Annotated in this window: 10 protein-coding genes; 8 read left to right on the top strand and 2 right to left on the bottom strand. The window is 70.3% G+C overall.

Translation table 11 applies throughout. The annotated features are described in order from the left end of the window. Nucleotides 1-5: 5 nt before the first annotated feature. Nucleotides 6-1,358: a ferredoxin reductase family protein gene (locus CW359_RS00320; RefSeq protein ID WP_105967630.1), complete on the bottom strand. Its 1,353-nt coding sequence runs from the start codon at nt 1,356-1,358 to the stop codon at nt 6-8. 231 nt (nt 1,359-1,589) lie between these two features. On the opposite strand from CW359_RS00320, the gene CW359_RS00315 reads away from it, so the two are divergent. Together CW359_RS00315 and CW359_RS00310 are read left to right on the top strand one after the other, a co-directional pair. Then, nucleotides 1,590-2,339 (top strand): response regulator transcription factor, encoded by a 750-nt coding sequence (locus CW359_RS00315; RefSeq protein WP_105968168.1) that lies wholly within the window; start codon nt 1,590-1,592, stop codon nt 2,337-2,339. Continuing rightward, nucleotides 2,336-3,811 carry a sensor histidine kinase gene (locus tag CW359_RS00310; protein ID WP_105967629.1) on the top strand — a complete coding sequence of 492 codons (1,476 nt, stop codon included), beginning with the start codon at nt 2,336-2,338 and terminating at the stop codon, nt 3,809-3,811. Before CW359_RS00315 ends, CW359_RS00310 begins: the two co-directional genes overlap by 4 nt. 139 nt (nt 3,812-3,950) lie before the next feature. Here the strand turns inward: CW359_RS00310 and CW359_RS00305 are convergent, their stop codons facing one another. Beyond that, nucleotides 3,951-5,288 (bottom strand): helix-turn-helix domain-containing protein, encoded by a 1,338-nt coding sequence (locus tag CW359_RS00305; protein WP_269805575.1) that lies wholly within the window; start codon nt 5,286-5,288, stop codon nt 3,951-3,953. Between the two features lie 563 nt (nt 5,289-5,851). Between CW359_RS00305 and CW359_RS00300 the strand changes: the two genes are divergently transcribed. The 6 genes from CW359_RS00300 to CW359_RS00275 all read left to right on the top strand — a co-directional run bounded on the left by CW359_RS00300 (nt 5,852) and on the right by CW359_RS00275 (nt 16,906). Further along, complete coding sequence (locus tag CW359_RS00300) at nt 5,852-9,121, top strand: AAA family ATPase (protein ID WP_198655022.1); 3,270 nt, start codon at nt 5,852-5,854, stop codon at nt 9,119-9,121. After that, nucleotides 9,108-10,442, top strand: a complete 1,335-nt coding sequence (locus tag CW359_RS00295) for a hypothetical protein (protein ID WP_105967626.1) — start codon at nt 9,108-9,110, stop codon at nt 10,440-10,442. Before CW359_RS00300 ends, CW359_RS00295 begins: the two co-directional genes overlap by 14 nt. 524 nt (nt 10,443-10,966) lie before the next feature. Next, on the top strand, nt 10,967-13,723 hold the full coding sequence (locus CW359_RS00290; RefSeq protein ID WP_157968441.1) for an eCIS core domain-containing protein: 2,757 nt from the start codon (nt 10,967-10,969) through the stop codon (nt 13,721-13,723). A gap of 196 nt (nt 13,724-13,919) precedes the next feature. Beyond that, the gene (locus tag CW359_RS00285; RefSeq protein ID WP_105967624.1) at nt 13,920-14,513 is read left to right on the top strand and encodes a Pvc16 family protein; all 594 of its coding nucleotides are present in this window, start codon (nt 13,920-13,922) and stop codon (nt 14,511-14,513) included. A gap of 19 nt (nt 14,514-14,532) precedes the next feature. Next, nucleotides 14,533-15,738 (top strand): phage tail sheath family protein, encoded by a 1,206-nt coding sequence (locus tag CW359_RS00280; RefSeq protein ID WP_105967623.1) that lies wholly within the window; start codon nt 14,533-14,535, stop codon nt 15,736-15,738. A 4-nt stretch (nt 15,739-15,742) separates the two neighbouring features. Further along, nucleotides 15,743-16,906, top strand: a complete 1,164-nt coding sequence (locus CW359_RS00275; RefSeq protein ID WP_198655021.1) for a phage tail sheath family protein — start codon at nt 15,743-15,745, stop codon at nt 16,904-16,906. Nucleotides 16,907-16,955: the final 49 nt, after the last annotated feature.

The raw sequence follows: 16,955 nt of genomic DNA, 5'->3' as shown, positions 1-16,955 counted from the left end.
CGGCCTCACAGCTCGAAGGACTCGTGGTGGATACGGCTGTCCGGGACCCCGGCGGCGCGCAGCGCCTCGTACAGGTCCCGCGCGAAGTCGTGCGGGCCGCACAGGTACACGTCGTGGGCCTCCAGGCCGGGTACCGCCGTGCGCAGGGAGTGGGCCGAGAGGTCGGGGCGCCGACCGTGCGGGCCGTTGAGTGCGTAGAGGACCTTCGCCCCGCGCCACCGTGCGATCGCTTCCAGTTCCCCGCCCAGGGCGAGGTCCTCGTTCGTACGGGCCCGGTAGATGAGGGTGACGTCGCCGGGGAGTGTCTCGAACAGGGCCCGCAGGGGGGTGATGCCGACGCCGCCCGCGATCAGCAGGGACTTGTGCGAGGTCTGGCGGGCGGCGGTCAGTGCCCCGTAGGGACCCTCCGCCCACACCCGGGTGCCCGGGGGCAGCAGGGGGACGGCGGCGCTGTGGTCGCCGAGCGCCTTGATGGTGATGCGCAGCAGGTCCGGGCGCGGCGGTGCGGACAGGGAGTACGGCGTGGAGGTCCAGCGCATGCCCTCGGTGAGGAACCGCCAGCGCAGGAACTGCCCCGGCCGTACGCCCATCTCGTCCAGTCGTCGGCCGCCGACGACGACGGAGTACACGCCCGGCGCCTCCCGGTGCACGGAGTCGACGCGCAGCCGGTGACGGAGGTTGAGCCGGACCGGGGCGAGGATCCGGAACCACACCACCAGGGTGGCGACGCCCAGGTACAGCGTGTACCAGGCGGCCTGGGCGGGCCCGTTGCCGGTGAAGTCGGAGCCCAGGGCGAGCTGGTGGCCGAAGGCGAGGAAGACGGCGGCGTACGTGAGCAGGTGCAGGTAGTACCAGAACTCGTGGGCGACCCGGCGGCGCACCGCGCGGGCCGAGACGATCCCGACCGCGAACAGGATGACGGTGCCCGCGGTGGCCTTGAGCATCTCCGGGTAGTCCAGGACCACGGTGAGCGCCTCGTCCAGGAACGAGGAACCGTCCTGGGCGGCGTACCCGAGCAGGATCAGCACGATGTGCGCGACCAGCAGGCAGACCGTGTAGCGGCCTGCCATCGCGTGCCACCGCGTCACCCGGTCCGCCCCGATCCGCCGCTCCAGCAGCGGGACGCGGGCCATCAGACCGACCAGGACGGCACAGGCGTACCCGCACAGCAGTCCCGCGATCCGCCCGGCCCCGGTCAGCCGGCCCGCCGTACCGACGACCGACCCCGTGTCGTGCCACCACAGCGCGATCACGGCGGCGGCGCCGCCCCACAGGAGGGCGAGCACCGGGCCGGCGGGGGAGCGCCGTGGCGCGGGGGGCGCGGGGGCGACCCTTCGTTGCGCGTACGCCGTCGTCATCTGTGTGTCCCTTCGGTGTCCGTACGTCTCTTCGGCCGTCCGGGACGACACTGTGCCGACGCAACCTCTGAGCCCGCTCTCAGCGGCTGGGAATGCAGCGCCGCCGAACCCGCAGGTAGGAAGAGTGGTCAGGTGGTTCGGGGCCCCGGCGGGCGCAGAGCCGACTCAGAGGGAACTCAGAGGTCGGAAATGCTGCCCAGGAGGCGGCCGGACCGCATCCTGGTAACCGAGATGAACACTCCCCGCCCCCGAGGCCCCGGCCGCCCCGCGCTGACCCGGACCGACGGCACCCCGCTCCGGGTCCTCGTCGTCGACGACGACCCCGACCTCGCGGAGGTCCTCTCCGGCGCCCTGCGATACGAGGGCTGGGAGGTCCGCACGGCGGGCGACGGTGCCTCGGCCGTGACCGAGGCACGCGAGCTGCTGCCCGACGCCGTCGTCCTCGACGTCATGCTCCCGGACACCGACGGCTTCGCCGTACTGCGCTCGCTGCACTCCGTACGTCCCGACGTGTGCGTGCTCTTCCTGACCGCACGGGACGGTGTCGAGGACCGTATCGCCGGCATCACGGCGGGCGGCGACGACTACGTGACGAAACCGTTCAGCCTGGAGGAGGTCGTCGCCCGGCTGCGCGGACTGCTGCGCCGGGCCGGCATGGCCAGGCAGTCGGAGGACGGGCCGCGGCTGACCGTCGGCGACCTCGTCATGGACGAGGAGGCCCGCGAGGTCCTGCGCGGTGGGGAACTCGTCGAGCTGTCCCCCACGGAGTTCGAACTGCTGCGCTTCCTCATGCGCAACCCGCGCCGGGTGCTCAGCAAGGCGCAGATCCTCGACCGGGTGTGGTCCTACGACTTCGGCGGACAGGCCCACGTCGTGGAGCTGTACATCTCCTACCTGCGCAGGAAGGTGGACGCGGGCCGCCCACCCATGATCCACACGGTGCGGGGCGCCGGATACGTCCTCAAGCCGGTGGCCCGGTGAGGGCGCGCGTACGGTTTCCTCGCCTGCACACACTGCGGGCGCGGCTCACCGTCGGCCTCGTCGTGCTGCTCGCGGTCAGCTGCGCGGCCGTCGGGCTGGCGGCGGCGGTGGAACTGAACGGTTTCCTCACCGGCCGCCTCGACCAGCAGCTGCGCGAGGCGGGCGTACGCTTCCCGGCGAGCCTGGAACACGGCGGGCCGTTGCCGTCCGATCACGACGGTGACGAGGACGGCGACGGGGACACCCGCCGTCAGTCCGCCGGAACCTTCGGCGCCAGGCTGGTCGGCGACACGGTCACCAACGCTGCGGTGGTGGCGTCCGGCAGGGGTACAGGCACGGTGAGCGTCGCGCTGAGCGCGCGGGACCGGAGACGGCTGGCCGGGCTGCCCGCCGACGGCGACGGGCACACGGTCGACCTCTCGACGCTGGACGACTACCGCATGATGGCGACCGAGGGCAGGGACGGGGACGTCCTGGTCACCGGGTTGCCCATGGAGTCGGTGGAGGCCGCCGTCCACCGGCTGGAACTGGTCGCCGCGATCGTCCTCGGCGCGGCCCTGGCTGTCGCCGGCGTCGCGGGAGCGCTCTGGGTGCGCTGGTCGCTGCGACCGCTCAGCCGGGTGGCCGCGACCGCCACCCGGGTCAGTGAACTGCCGCTCTCCAGCGGCGAGGTGGGGCTGTGGCCGCGGGCGCCCGAGGCCGACCCGCGCAGTGAGGTGGGGCGCGTCGGCAGCGCCTTCAACCTGATGCTCGGGCATGTCGAGGACGCGCTGACCAAACGGCACGCGAGCGAGGAACGGCTGCGCAGTTTCGCCGCCGACGCCAGCCACGAACTGCGCACCCCCGTGGCCTCGGTGCGCGGTCACGCGGAACTGGCGCTGCTGCACCCGGAACCGGTGCCGCAGAAGGTGGTGCGGGCCCTGGAGCGCATCGAGGCCGAAGCGGCCCGTATGGGGGAGATGGTCGACGACTTGCTGCTCCTCGCCCGCCTCGACGCGGGCCGTCCCCTGGAGCGCCTTCCTGTCGACCTGACGCGCCTTGTCCTGGATGCCGTGACGGACGCCCAGGCGGCGGGTCCTGGACACCGTTGGGCCCTGGAGCTGTCCGAGGAACCGGTGACGGTGCGGGGTGACGCCCACAGGCTCCATCAGGTGCTGGCCAACCTGCTGGCCAACGCACGTCTGCACACACCCGCAGGGACCACGGTGACCGTCGCGCTGTCGACCGACGCCGGCACGGCGGTGCTGACGGTCCACGACGACGGGCCGGGCGTTGCCGACGACATTCAGCCCAAGGTCTTCGAACGCTTCACCCGCGCGGACCGCCGCCGTAGCGAGGGCGCGGGCCATGGCAGCGGCCTCGGGCTGTCCATCGTGGCAGCGGTGGTGGAGGCCCATGGTGGAAGCGTCACCCTCGAAAGCGGCCCGGGATCGACCACGTTCACCGTCCGGCTCCCCGCCGGCGAGAGGTGATCCGGCTGCCGTTGTTCCTCTCAGACGGAGGGGATCTGACAGGAGTCGATCGGTGAGTCAACTTGTTTGACTCCGGTAAGTCATGTCGATCATGCAGGAACGACTCTCCGGCGCTCCGCACGCGGCTGCGGTCAGGGCGTCAGTGAGTCGGGTTCCGGGCAGGTCGCCGTGCCCTGTCCGCTTCGTCCATGGGGGACTGTGCGGTGGGCAGTTCGGCGAGTTCCCGCCATGCGTACGCGCAGAAGTGCATCGCTCCGCCCTGTTCGCACAGCTCGGCCGCCCGCCGGTACACGGTGGCGGCCGTGGACGTGTCGCCCAGCGCACGGTAGATCCTCGCCGTCCACAGCAGGTTCACTCCGACCTCGTGCACGGCGGGCCAGGACCCCGCCTCCACCGCGGCGTCGGCCATCAGCCGGGCCCGGTCGTGCTCACCCCGCCTCAGGGCCAGGTGTCCTTCGAGCACGGCCAGGTGGACCAGCATGTTCGTGCGGCCGATCACCTCGATCACCGGCCGGGCCCTGGCCACCCGCTCGACCGCGCGCTCGTCGAGGCCCTCGTCGAGGAGGAACTCGGCGATCGCCAGGTAGTACTGGGCCTCCGCCCAGGCGTTGATGTCCTGCTGCGGGTCGGTCTGTTCCAGGGCGCACTCGAACCAGGTCCGCGCCTGTGCGTAGTCGTCGTTCAGCAGGCACAGGCGGGCCGACTCCCGGTACGCCGCACTGCGCTGCGCCCAGGGGATCTCGTCCGAGATCCTTGCTACGAGCGCCTCGGCCACCTCGCGCCCCCAGTCTCGGTAGCCGCCCCATGCACAGGCGTTCACCAGCACGGTGCCCGCCCTTACGGCGACGGAGGCTTCCTGGAGGGGCTCGGCGAGCGTCCATGCGACATGGGCGAACCGCAGGCCGTCGGGAAGGCTGCCGTTGCCCAGACCGAGCTCGGCGAGACGCAGGGCGACCCGTTCCAGCCGTTCCGCCGAGGAGCGGGTGTACTCGTCGTCGAAGAGGTGCAGCAGCAGCCTTCGGCTCTCGTCGGCGCGGCCGTTCCTGTGGTGGAGACGAGCCAGCGACCAGCGGACCTCCCAGAGCACGTCCCGATGCGGGTCGTCCCCGTACGTGTCCAGGATCGCGGTGAGCTGCCCGGCGGCCGTGGCCGGGGCGCCTTCCTCCTCCGTCTTGCGTGCCTTGAGCAGGAGCCCCACGAGGTCGAACCGACCGGGATCGGCCATGCTCCGGTTGCCGGCGACTTCGTCTCCGGTTCGTTCCGGGAGTCCCGTGTCCTCTTTCTGGAGGGACCGTGGAGTCACCCCCAGTCGCTCCGCGAGTTGGGCGACGACCTTCGGGCTCGGCACGCGTCTGCCGGTCTCCAGCAGCGAAACGTAGCTTGCGGACAGCTCGGGCCCGGCGAGTTCGGCCTGGGACATGCCCGCGCGGCGCCGGAGTTCTCGCATTCTTCTTCCGAACTCCGGCTGTGTGGGCAAGAGAGCTCCTCACTGAGACATAGGGCTCCGCGCAGGCGCGGGTACCTCGCAGCCTTCCATGACGGCCCCGGCGCGCGCGTTCCCGGCCCGGCCTCCGGAAATCTGAGGGTTGACTGATGCGCTGTCATGAAGTCATGGTGGTGACCCGCAAATTGTGACTGAAGTCATCGTGCGGCTGCAAGCGCCCGCATGGCGGGGGGCTGTCGTTCTGGACGCGACCGCGGGGCAAGCGCAGAACCTGTCTGAAGGGTCGGGGTTCCTGTGGGGCGCAGCGACGGGGTGGGCGGCGGCATCCGGAGCGAGTGGCCCGCGGGCGGGTCCCTGTGGTGGACACGCGGCAGGTCGTCGATCGGCGACGTCTCCGGCCTGCCGAGCGGACGACGACCGTCGGCTTCCGGCGAGCGGCGCGCCGTGTGGAAAGCGTGAAGGACTTGCATGTTCCATGGGACACTCTCAACTCCCTTTAGCACAGAGGGAGTTGGCGGCAATCGGATCGCTTTGGCGTCGCTGCGCGGGTGCCGTCCGAGTGCCGGCCAGGGCGTGTGGTTCGAGGGAGATACGTGGTGCACGGCATACAGGTGAGGCTGTTCGGTGAGATCGCGCTCCAGCGGAGTGGCCGACCCCTGACCGCCCCGCCGGGCAAGGCCCTCGAACTGCTCTGCTACTTGCTGATTCACCGCGACCGCATCCACACCCGTGAAGTGATCTCGGAGCTGCTGTGGCCGGACACCGAGCCCGGTGTCGCCCGCAAGTACCTGCGCCAGACCCTGTGGCGGCTCAACACGACCCTCCAGGACGGGTCGGACGATCAGGGCGGGGCCGGTGAGGTCGTCGTCGTCGATCCCCACAGCATCCGTGTCAACCCTGCCGCGGCCTGCTGGCTGGACGTGGACGCGTTCGAGGAGAGCTACGCGGCGGTCCGTGACACACCCGGGCACGCGCTCTCCGACGATCAGGCGAGGGCGGTGGAGTACGCGCTCGACCTCTACCGGGGGGACCTGCTCGCCGCGTGGTACCACGACTGGTGCGGCCACGACCGGGACCGGCTGAGACACGCCCATCTGGCGATGCTGGACCAGCTGATGGGCCACTGCGAGGCACGCGGACTCTACGCCAAGGGAGTTGGCTTCGGGCAGGCCGTCCTGCGCCAGGACGCGGCCCGGGAGCACACCCACCGACAGCTGATGCGGCTGCACTACGCCGCCGGCGACCGTACCGCGGCGCTCCGCCAGTACGAGCGGTGCGCATCGGTGGTCGACCAGGAGTTCGGGGTGGGCCCCTCGGCGGACACGACGGTCCTCTACGAGCACATCCGGGCCGACCGCGCAGAGAACATCTGGCCGGGCGGTGTCCGGCCGGTGGTGTCCGGCCCGCCGACGCGCGATCTGCCGAGCGGGGGATCCGGCCCCGACGAACCGCGTACGCACCTGGATCCGGTGCTCGTCGGCATGATCCCGGTGCAACGATCCCGGTCTCCGCATGAGACCGCGCCGGTCGAATCCGTTCGAGTGCGGTCGGTCGGTCCGTCCGACTCGGACGGCCGGACTCGGGGCGGCCCCCTGGCACGAGGGCGAAGACAGACCGAGCACAACCTGGCCGAGGCGCGGGAGGACATCCCGGGCGGGGGACGAGGCAGCATGAGTGGTCCGCGCTACACCGACTCGACCCAGCACCTGCTGGCCGAACTCGCCCGCTTCGACGTACTGCTGGGCAGACAGGTCCGGAGAGCCCGGCGATCCCACCGGGAGCCCACCGACGAGTTCTCCGCGTTGTACATCACGGAAGCCGAGGTGGACGCGCTGCTGGACGGCACGCTCGACGCTCCGCCCGCCGACGGCGAACCGGAGACGGGGGCGGAGCTGGACAGGCTGTCGGCCGAGATCGCCGTACGCGTGGCCGAGAGCGTGCGTGACGGTGTGAGCCTGAGGCTGGTCGGGCTGGCCGGGCTGTTCGACCTGCACCCGGTGGACGTCGACGTCCTCGTGATGTGCCTGGCCCCGGAGATGGACCGCCGGTACGAGCGGCTCTACGGCTATCTGCACGACGACATGACCCGACGGCTGCCCACCGTCGGCCTCGCCCTCGACATGGTGAGCGCCGACCACGCGGAGCGGGCCGCCGCACGGACCCGGTTCGCGCCGTCGGCGCCGCTGGTCAGGCACCGTCTCGTCACGCTCACGGAGGACTCCGCCGCGTCGACGCACTCCCTGCTGGGCAACACGGTCCGGCTGGACCCGAGGATCGCCGGATTCCTGCTGGAGGACGACGAGCCGGACGGGCGACTGCGGCCGTACGCACGGCTCGTCGCACCGGCCGGCACACTCGACGACCTGCACTTTCCCGCGGAGTTCGGCGCGTCACTGACCCGGCTGAGCGAGCACGCCGACGACGGCCTCGTCGTCTACTGCCAGGGGCCGTACGGCGTCGGCAAACAGAGCGCCGCGTCCGCCTGCTCCCTGCGCTGGAACGCTCCGCTGCTGGTGGTGTCCGCCGACCTGCTGGCCGAGCGCCCCACGGAGGAGTTCGCGGCACTGGTCGCTCTCGTAGACCGGGAGGCACGGTTGCAGGGCGCGGTCATGTACTGGGAGGACATCGACGCCCTCCTCGGCGAACAGGCCCGCCCCCGGCTGTCCCTGCTGCTGTCCGCACTGGCGGCCCACCCCGCCCCGGCGTTCCTGGCCGGGAACACCGCGTGGGAACCGTCCGACCCGCCGGGCGGCATCACCTTCGTACGGCTGGAGTTCCCCGCTCCCGGCTACGACGAGCGGCTCCGCCTCTGGGAGTCCGCACTCGACGTGCTCGACGGGACGGACCGGCCGACGCTGGATCTGGCCGCCGTCTCCGGGAAGTTCAGGCTGAGCGGCGGCCAGATCCGGGACGCCGCGGCGACCGCCCGCAACCTGGCGCACGCCCGCGCACCCGGCGCGCCCCTGATCACCCAGGACGACCTGTACACGGCGTGTCGCCTGCAGTCCAACCGCAAACTGGCCGAGCTGGCCCAGCGGATCACGCCGCACTACGGCTGGGACGACATCGTGCTGCCCGCCGACCGGATGGAGCAGTTACGGGAGGTCGCCGACCAGGTGCGCTACCGGGCTCTGGTGTACGAGTCCTGGGGTTTCGAGCGCAAGCTGGCCAACGGGCGGGGGCTGGCCGTGCTGTTCGCCGGTCCGTCCGGCACCGGCAAGACCATGGCCGCCGACGTCCTGGCCCACGAACTCGGCCTGGACCTCTACAAGATCGACCTGTCGACCGTGGTCAGCAAGTACATCGGCGAGACGGAGAAGAACCTCTCCCGAATCTTCGCCGAGGCCGCCACCAGCAACGCCGTCCTCTTCTTCGACGAGGCCGACGCCCTGTTCGGCAAGCGTTCCCAGGTCCGAGACGCCCACGACAAGTACGCCAACCTGGAGACCAGCTATCTGTTGCAGCGGATGGAGCAGCACGAGGGGGTGGTCGTGCTGGCCACCAACCTGCGCAAGAACCTCGACGATGCCTTCATCCGCCGCCTGCACGTCACCATCGACTTCCCCGTCCCCGGCGTCGAGGACCGTCGGCGCATCTGGGAGCAGGTCTGGCCCAAGGAGGCTCCCCTGGACGGAAGTATCGACCCGGACCTGCTCGCCCGGCAGATCGACCTGCCCGGGGGCAACATCCGCAACATCGCCCTGGCGGGGGCGTTCCTCGCCGCCGCGGACGGCGGGATGGTGACGATGGGTCATCTGCTGCGGGCGACGCGGCGCGAGTACCAGAAGATGGGCAAGATCCTGACCACCGGAGAGTTCGGCACCGGTTCGACGACCGGAAAGGACGCCTCGCATGCGCGTTCGTGAGAGTGAGGTCACTCCGGTGCCGAAGGCACCGGCCACCACCGAAGGATCCGCGTCGCGGGGCCGCCGCCCCGCACACCCCCGCGACGGGGCGCTGAACCTGCAACGGCGGTACGGGAATCACCGCGCGCGGGGTGCCGTCCAGGCGAGGCTGAACGCCGGTCATGCCGATCATTCGCTTGAGAGTGAGACGGACCGGCAGTCGCCCGGTGCGGTCGAACGGTCGGCGCGGCACACACCTGACACGGTCCAGCACCCTCACGGCAGGCGGGACGTGGACGCGGGTACGGCGACGGTGCGCGATGTCGTTGCCCGCGGCGGTGGCTGGACCGGGCCGGGAGCGTCCGCCAAGGGCGCTGCCGTGTTCGCCGACCGCGGCGGGTACGGCCTGGACGGCGTACGCGGTGCCACGTCGGTCGGTGTCGTGCCCCGCGCTGGTGGGCGGCGTGCCACGGCCCGGTTGTCGGGGGCGGGTCCCCAGAGTTCGCGTGCGGTCAAGGGACGGACGCGGTACACCACGACGGACGGTCCCGTACTGCCCTGGCGTCCCTGTCGCAGAGCCGGAACCACGGCCGACGCGGCGGACGACACGGTCAGGTTCGAATCGGCCGACGTGACACACAACGGGGCGGCGGTGCGCGACCTTGTCGTCGAGCCGAACGGAGACCAACTCGGTGTGGGAGTCATCGGGGGCAATCGGGGCGGATGGACGGGCTTCCGTATCGAGGGGGATGTCACGGCGACGGGTCCGGCCGAGCTCGTCGGCGCCTATTCGGTCGGGTTCCTGCAAACAGTCTTCAAGTCGACGAGGAAGTTCTACTACAAGCCGACCGATCCCACGTCACGGAGTCGGCGGGTGTTGTACAAGGACACGGTCAGTGACCTGCCCGCCCAGGACAGCAAGGTGGGCCGGCAGCCGTGGATGAACGACCGGCCGAGGAGGTTCCAGGAGGCGGCTCAGAGTACGCGGTCCACCAGCATGCAGGACTCGCCGTGGACGCGTTCACCATTGACGGTGACGCAGGACGGCGAGGAGCAGCGGCTGGTCGGGACCGGTGGCGAGGACCAGTTCCGAAGCTGGCTCGCGGTGCGGCACAACACGTCGCACGCGGTCATCCTGCTGGACTGGTTCGACTGGAGGGTGGGATACGGGACCCGTGTCCGCTACGACGCGGCCGGGAACCCGACCAGGGTGAGGCCGGACGGTTCCAGCGGACTCACTGTGACCGGACAAGGGGCGGGGCCCGGTTGGCGGTCGCCACGTCTCGACGGGGAGACCGCCAACGACCGCCAGAGAGATGTATGGACAACGTGGCGGTGGTGACCGCTGCCGGGCGCGGTGGGCACACCCGCGCGTCCCGCGAGGCCACCAAGGCCGCAGGCGCGCACTGACGCCGGCGCCGCGTCTCGGAGCGGGGCCGGCCCAAGGAGGCTCTCCTGGACGGGAGGCTGGACCTGGACCTGCTCGCCCGGCAGGTCGGTCTTCCCGGGGGCGGCATCCGTGACATCGCTTTGGCGGGTGCGTTCCTGGCCCCGGAGACGCCGTGGCAGGCGCCGTGGAGACACCCGCCGTGTATCAGTGACGGGATGCCGCGCCGTCTGAATCCTGTCGTTCTGCGGCGTGTTGTGGTCGGGAGTACGGGAGGGGCGAGTCGGCGGCGGCGAGTCGACTGCCAGTTCAGGAGGAGACGGATGCCGTTCTCGTCGGCTCCGCGGCACGACCCTGCCCGCGGACCGGAGCAGCACGAGGGACGTACGGGTTCCCCAGCCCGTGGCCGGGGGCCGGACGGTTCTCAGAATGCTGTGGCGGACCTGCATCGCCGGTTCGGCAACCGCCACGTTCAGCGCATGATTCAGACGGCGCTCGACGTGGGTCCCGTTGACGATCCGCTGGAACGGGAGGCCGATCGGATCGCGGAACGGGTCACGGGCACGTCGTTGCGCCGGGCCCAGGCGTCCCCCCGAGGCGACGCGGACGCGGGTGACGGTGTACCGGTCGCGAGCGCCGGTGTGGCGGATCCGGCGGTGACGGGCGCGGTGGACCGGTTGCGTGGGGGCGGGCATCCGGTGCCGGAGGGGATCCGGCGGCGGATGGAAGGTGTGTCGGGCGCGGATCTGAGCGGCGTGCGCGTGCATGTGGGCAGCGAGTCGGACCGGCTGAGCGAGTCCTTGGGGGCGCGAGCCTTCACGGTGGGCTCGGACGTGTTCGTTCGCCGTGCCGAGTACCGGCCGGGGACCACCGCCGGCGACGCGCTCCTGGCTCACGAGCTGACGCACACCATTCAGCAGGGCGCGGTCCGGCAGGGCGCGGGCGCACCGTCGTCGGGAGTGGCGCAGCGGGCAGCCCCGTCGGTGCAACGGCTGGCCGCCCCGTACCGGGCACCCCTGGGCTTCCAGGTGTTCCACGGGGGCCGCAACAAGGCCAAGGCGGACGAGTACGTCCGGGATTTCGAAGCCAAGGTCGGTGCCCACTACTTCAACGACCCTGAAACCAGAGCACTCGCCGCGCTCGCCGTCGATAAGCTGAAGGGCACCCTCAGTCTCGTCATCAAAAAGGAGTTGGCGAAGGACGATCCGGACGCCGATGTGCAGGAGGCGGCCGAGGAGCGCGCGAAGAAGGTGTTCTTCCGCAACGACGTGACGTCCGCCGGGCAGGTCGGGACGCCCCATCAGGTGGGCGCCACATACAAGGAACTGCTCGGCGATGGCAACGTCCGCGAACTGATGACGGCCTTCTTCAACGCCGCCTATTACAACGGCAATCCCCTCCCGGACACCGCCGGATCCGTCGACACTCTCCAGAACCAGATCATCTCGGGTGCGGTGGAGCGGGCATTTCCCACGACACCGGCCGCGATGCCGGAAGGGGGCGACCGCGACGCCGACCCCGGGAGTACGGAGCAGCGGGAAGAACTGCTGCGCGTCGGCCGGTGGTTGAGGAGCCGCCGTCGGCGTGCCGCGTCCGCGGTGATGAAGATGTTCGCCAAGGACCCGTTCGCGACGGGCAACCTCACGGCACTGTCCGCGTCGCCATGGTTCCAGTCGTTCACTTTTGGGGCGAGCGTGCGTCGACGCCGCAGGATCGCCGAGAAAGACGTGCGGCCCAGGACGCCGAAGTTCTATGCCGAGGCGGGCGCACCCCTCGGCGTCCTGGAGCGTCACTTTGTCGAACAACACCTGCGGCAGGAGGGGGAGCTGGCGGAGGGCGAGCGGCTGGGGGCCGATCAGCCCCTGCCCTGGCGGGAGGGATCGGTCGCGTACCGAGGGATCTCCAACCGCTGGTCACGGTGGGTCGGTTCCTTCGGGATCCCGGTGCAGACGGGTATCTCGGCGACCACGGCCAGGATGCTCCGGGCCGCGAGACTCATCGGCCTCAGCCCGCAGCAGCAGGAGACGTTCCTGGGCGCGCTGATGGCCTGGATGCTGCCCGGCGGGGACCACACGCTGTTCGAGATCGAGCGTGGTGCCGGGATCGCGGGTGTCATGATCGGTGGCCGTGACCCGTCGAGTTCCGAGTTCACGTTCGTCGACGCCTACCAGAGCCTTCCCGGAAAGCCGGAGATCGGCGATGTGCGTGCGACAGCGGGCGACGGGGTACTGCCTCACGACCGCCTGTACGACGACGCGATGGGTTCCGGCCGGATAGTCGAACAGGAATCCGACTGGTTCAAGACGGCGCATGCCGTTCTCGACAAATACGTCAGTGACCCGGATCTTGGGAAATTCAACGAGATGCGCGCGAAGTTCTTTGCCTCGCTTAACTTCGACACGGGGTTGACGCCCGAGCAGGAGCAGGCGCGACACGAATGGGAGACGGAGAAGACCAGGCTTGGGGCGCTGAAAGAGGTCGTCGACGCGTATCGAACGGAGCACGAACTCACCGTCGACGACTTCCGGCGTCTTCTGTCCAAGAGGCATCAACAGGCGTTGAGCGCGTGGTCGGGCCCACTCTTCCCGCTACTGAACGACGCCATGAAATATCGTCGTTCCCGGAATCCGGGCAAACGCCTGCTGGGGAATCTGCTGTTCCGGCGTCAGGTCAGGAAAATCGTGAGCCAGGGACGGAGCAGTCCCATGTCCTACAAGACGAAGATGCCGAAGGCGCTCATATCGGAGAACTTCGAGCGGCGGAACTGGAAGAGGTACTGGCGCGAGCTTCCGTCGCTGAAGCGGGGCCTGTACGAGGAGATCGCCTGGCAGACGGACATGGCCTACGACGCACTTCAGCAACTGCCGAAGGTCGGCAAGGAGTCGAAGCCCGTCATGGTGTTCCGGGGTGAGAAGGCGAGCGCGGGCATGGGACTTCGGTGGGCGCGGGCGGCGTGGACGAAGAGCAGGCGGCTTCGACACCTCCTCAGCTTCAGCCGAGAGAAGAAGATCGCCGACACGTTGCGGGGCGGCGCGGGCAGGGGTCTTCTGATCGTCGCCAGGCTGGCCGGCAAGTACGCCCGCGACATCGCTCCGTTCTCCGCCGCTGTCCAAGAGAAGGAGATCCTTCTGCCACCGGGCACGCAACTGGCACCGATCAGGGAGGAGGAGGTCGCCGCGGCGGCCGCGGCCGCGCAGGTGGACAAGAACGACGCCGTCTTCGTGGAGGAGGTGTGAGGCCGAAGCGGGCACCTAACAGGCGGGCGTCTCGTCGGCGTCTGCCGCCGCGTCCTCCGGGTCACCCGGCGCATCGAGTCGCCGGAACAGACGCCACGGTAGACGCCGGGGGGACGCACCCCGCGTACAACGGTGAACCAAGTGAACCGACAGCGGACCGACGCCGACCGGTGCCGAGGAGAAGAGAGGCGAGGCGATGTTCCAGGACCTGGACGACACCCTCGTCGCCCTCGTCGAGACCGAGTTGCCGCTGCCCGGCATCACCGTCAGCTTCGCCACTCCGGACGACCAGTTCCCGCCCTCCGGTGTCACTCTGCCCGCGCTCGCCTTCTTCCTCTACGACGTGCGGGAGAACCACGAGCTGCGCACCAACCAGTGGGACAACACGCGGCAGGACTCCGGGATGGTCACACGCAAGCGCGCACCGGTGCGGGTCCAGTGCTCCTATCTGGTCACCGCCTGGCCGAACGAGAGCGCGCCCAACCCGGCGCAGGACGAACACCGCCTGCTCGGCGCGGTGATGAAGGTGCTGCTGCGGCACCGGGAGATCCCCGCGAGGTACCTGCGGGGCGAGTTGGCCGAGCAGTCGGCTCCGCTGCCGGCCAGGATCACCGCCGAGAGCCACTTGCAGGGTCTCGGCGAGTTCTGGCAGGCCATGGGCGGACGCCCGAAGGCCATCCTGCACTACAGCGTCACGCTCAGCGTCGACGTCTTCGAATCCACCGACGTCGGACCCGTGGTGACCGAGACGGTCGTCCGGGTCGGCCACGGCGTTGACCACGAGTCATGACGAGGGGGAGATCCCACACATGCCGCAGTATCTAGCGCCTGGCGTGTACGTCGAAGAGGTCCCCTCGGCGATCAAGCCGATCGCCGGGGCGGGAACCAGCACCGCGGGCTTCGTGGGCGTCGTGCACGACACAGTCACGATGCCGCTGCTCCCCGGCCGTTCCGGGCTGAAGCCGGACGGCACCCCCGAGCCCGCCGACCTCGCCACGCTGGCCCCCGCAGGCGAGGCACAGCTCGTGGACGGCTGGGAGACCTTCAAGAACCTGTTCGGCGAGATCCAGCCGGGCAACAGCACGCTCGCCCACGCGGTCTACGGCTTCTTCAACAACGGCGGTGGCCGCTGCTGGGTCACCCGGGTCGCGCCCCAGGAGGAGACGGACCAGGTGGAGACGAACCTGATCGCCGCCCTGGACACCTTCACCGTCATCGACGAGATCGCCCTGGTCGCGATCCCCGGCGCGGTGAGCGACGCGGTGCAGGGCGCACTCCTCGACCACTGCGAGAACCCGTATCTCCAGGACCGCTTCGCGATCCTCGACGGCCGGCAGACCACCGTGCTGACCAAGGAGGCGATCAGGGGCGGCGTCCGGGGCAGCAGCTACGGGGCGATCTACTACCCGTGGATCGACGTCGGCGCCAAGGGAGCGGACGGCACCCCGGTGTACCAGCCGCCGAGCGGTCACCTCGCCGGGGTCTACGCCCGCGTCGACACCGAACGGGGCGTACACAAGGCGCCGGCCAACGAGGTGATCCGCGGCGCGCTGGGCCTTCAGACGCTGGTCGGCAAGCAGGGCCAGGCCGGGCTCAACCCCGACGGCATCAACGTGATCCGCCGGTTCGACGGCAACAACACGGTCTGGGGGGCCCGCACGATGGCGGGTGCGTCGCAGGCCGAATGGCGTTACATCAGCTCCCGTCGGCTGTTCAACTTCCTGCGCGAGTCGATCGACGAGGGTACCCAGTGGGCGGTCTTCGAGCCGAACGCGCCGGAACTGTGGTCGAAGATCCGCCGCAACGTCGGTGCCTTCCTGAACACGGTGTGGGCGTCCGGCGCTCTTCTGGGCAACACGCCCGAAGAGGCGTTCTACGTGCGCTGCGACGCGACCGTCAACCCCGCGGCGGTCCGGGAGGCCGGCCAGCTGGTGGTGGAGGTCGGGGTGGCGCTGGTGCGCCCGGCCGAGTTCGTCGTCTTCCGGATCAGCCAGTGGGCCGGCGGGGTCGAGTAGCACCTTGCCGGACGAGACCTTGACCCAGCAACCGACACCGGGCGTGCTCCGCCAGGACGTGTTCCCGCCGTCGGCACCGAGCTTCCTTACCGGGGTGCCCGCCTTCCTCGGCCGGGCGGCCGACGGACCGCGCACGCCACAGCGGCTGACCCTGTGGCCGCAGTTCGAGGCTGCCTACGGCGCGACGCCTGACGGCTTCCTGGCCGACACGGTCCGGGGCTTCTTCGACAATGGCGGGCTCCTGTGCCACGTCGTACGGCTCGACGAGTCGAAGTCGCCCCCTGCCGCGCTGGAGTCCGCGCTGGAGGCTCTGGAGAGCCTGGAGGACGACGTCGACCTCGTCTGCGCCCCCGACCTCGTCACGGCGGCGCCATGGCCGGCCGACGGCTCCCTCGACACGGTCGTCGGCCTGCAACGGGTGCTCCTGCGGCACTGCCGGGACCGGGGCGACCGGTTCGCGCTGCTCGACGGCGTGCCCACGACGGACCCGGCGGTGGTCACGGCCCAGTGCGCGGCCCTGACCGGGGCGGACGGCGCCTTCGGGGCGCTGTACTACCCGTGGCTGTGGGCACCGGGCGAGGACGGGCGGTTGCGGTACCTGCCGCCGTCCGGGCATGTGGCGGGCGTGTACTCGGCCGGTGACCAGAGGGTCGGCGTGCAGAAGGCGCCCGCCAACACGGTGGTGGAGGGTGTCGTCGATCTACAGGTGAACCTCGCCGCGGCCGACGTGGGGACGCTGTACGGGCAGGGGGTGAACTGCCTGCGGGCGCTGCCCGGTCGCGGCGTCCGCGTCTGGGGTGCGCGGACCCTCGCCGCGGACCCGGCCTGGCGTGACGTGACCGCGCGGCGCCTGGTCGGCACCATCGGCCGGTGGATCGAGCGGTTCATGACGGGCCTGGTCCACGAGCCCAACGACATACGGCTCTGGGTGCGGATCATGCGGGAACTCACCGCGTACCTCGACGGACTGTTCCAGCGTGGTGCGCTGAAGGGCCGTACACCGGCCGAGGCGTTCTTCGTCAAGTGCGATCACGAGACCAACCCTCCGGCGGTCGTCGCGGCGGGGGTGGTGGTGACCCAGATAGGTGTGGCACCGACCGCACCCGCCGAGTTCGTCACCGTTCGCGTCATACACGGCGCGAGCGGCGTGACGGTCGACGCGGCGTGAATGAATTCGACAACTTCGAAGGCAATTTCGAAGGCAATTCCAGAGACAG

The sequence above is a fragment of the Streptomyces geranii genome (assembly GCF_002954775.1).
Taxonomy (GTDB): Bacteria; Actinomycetota; Actinomycetes; order Streptomycetales; family Streptomycetaceae; genus Streptomyces; species Streptomyces geranii.
The sequence above is the reverse complement of the archived record's forward strand: the minus strand, read 5'-3'. Positions and strand labels throughout refer to the sequence as shown.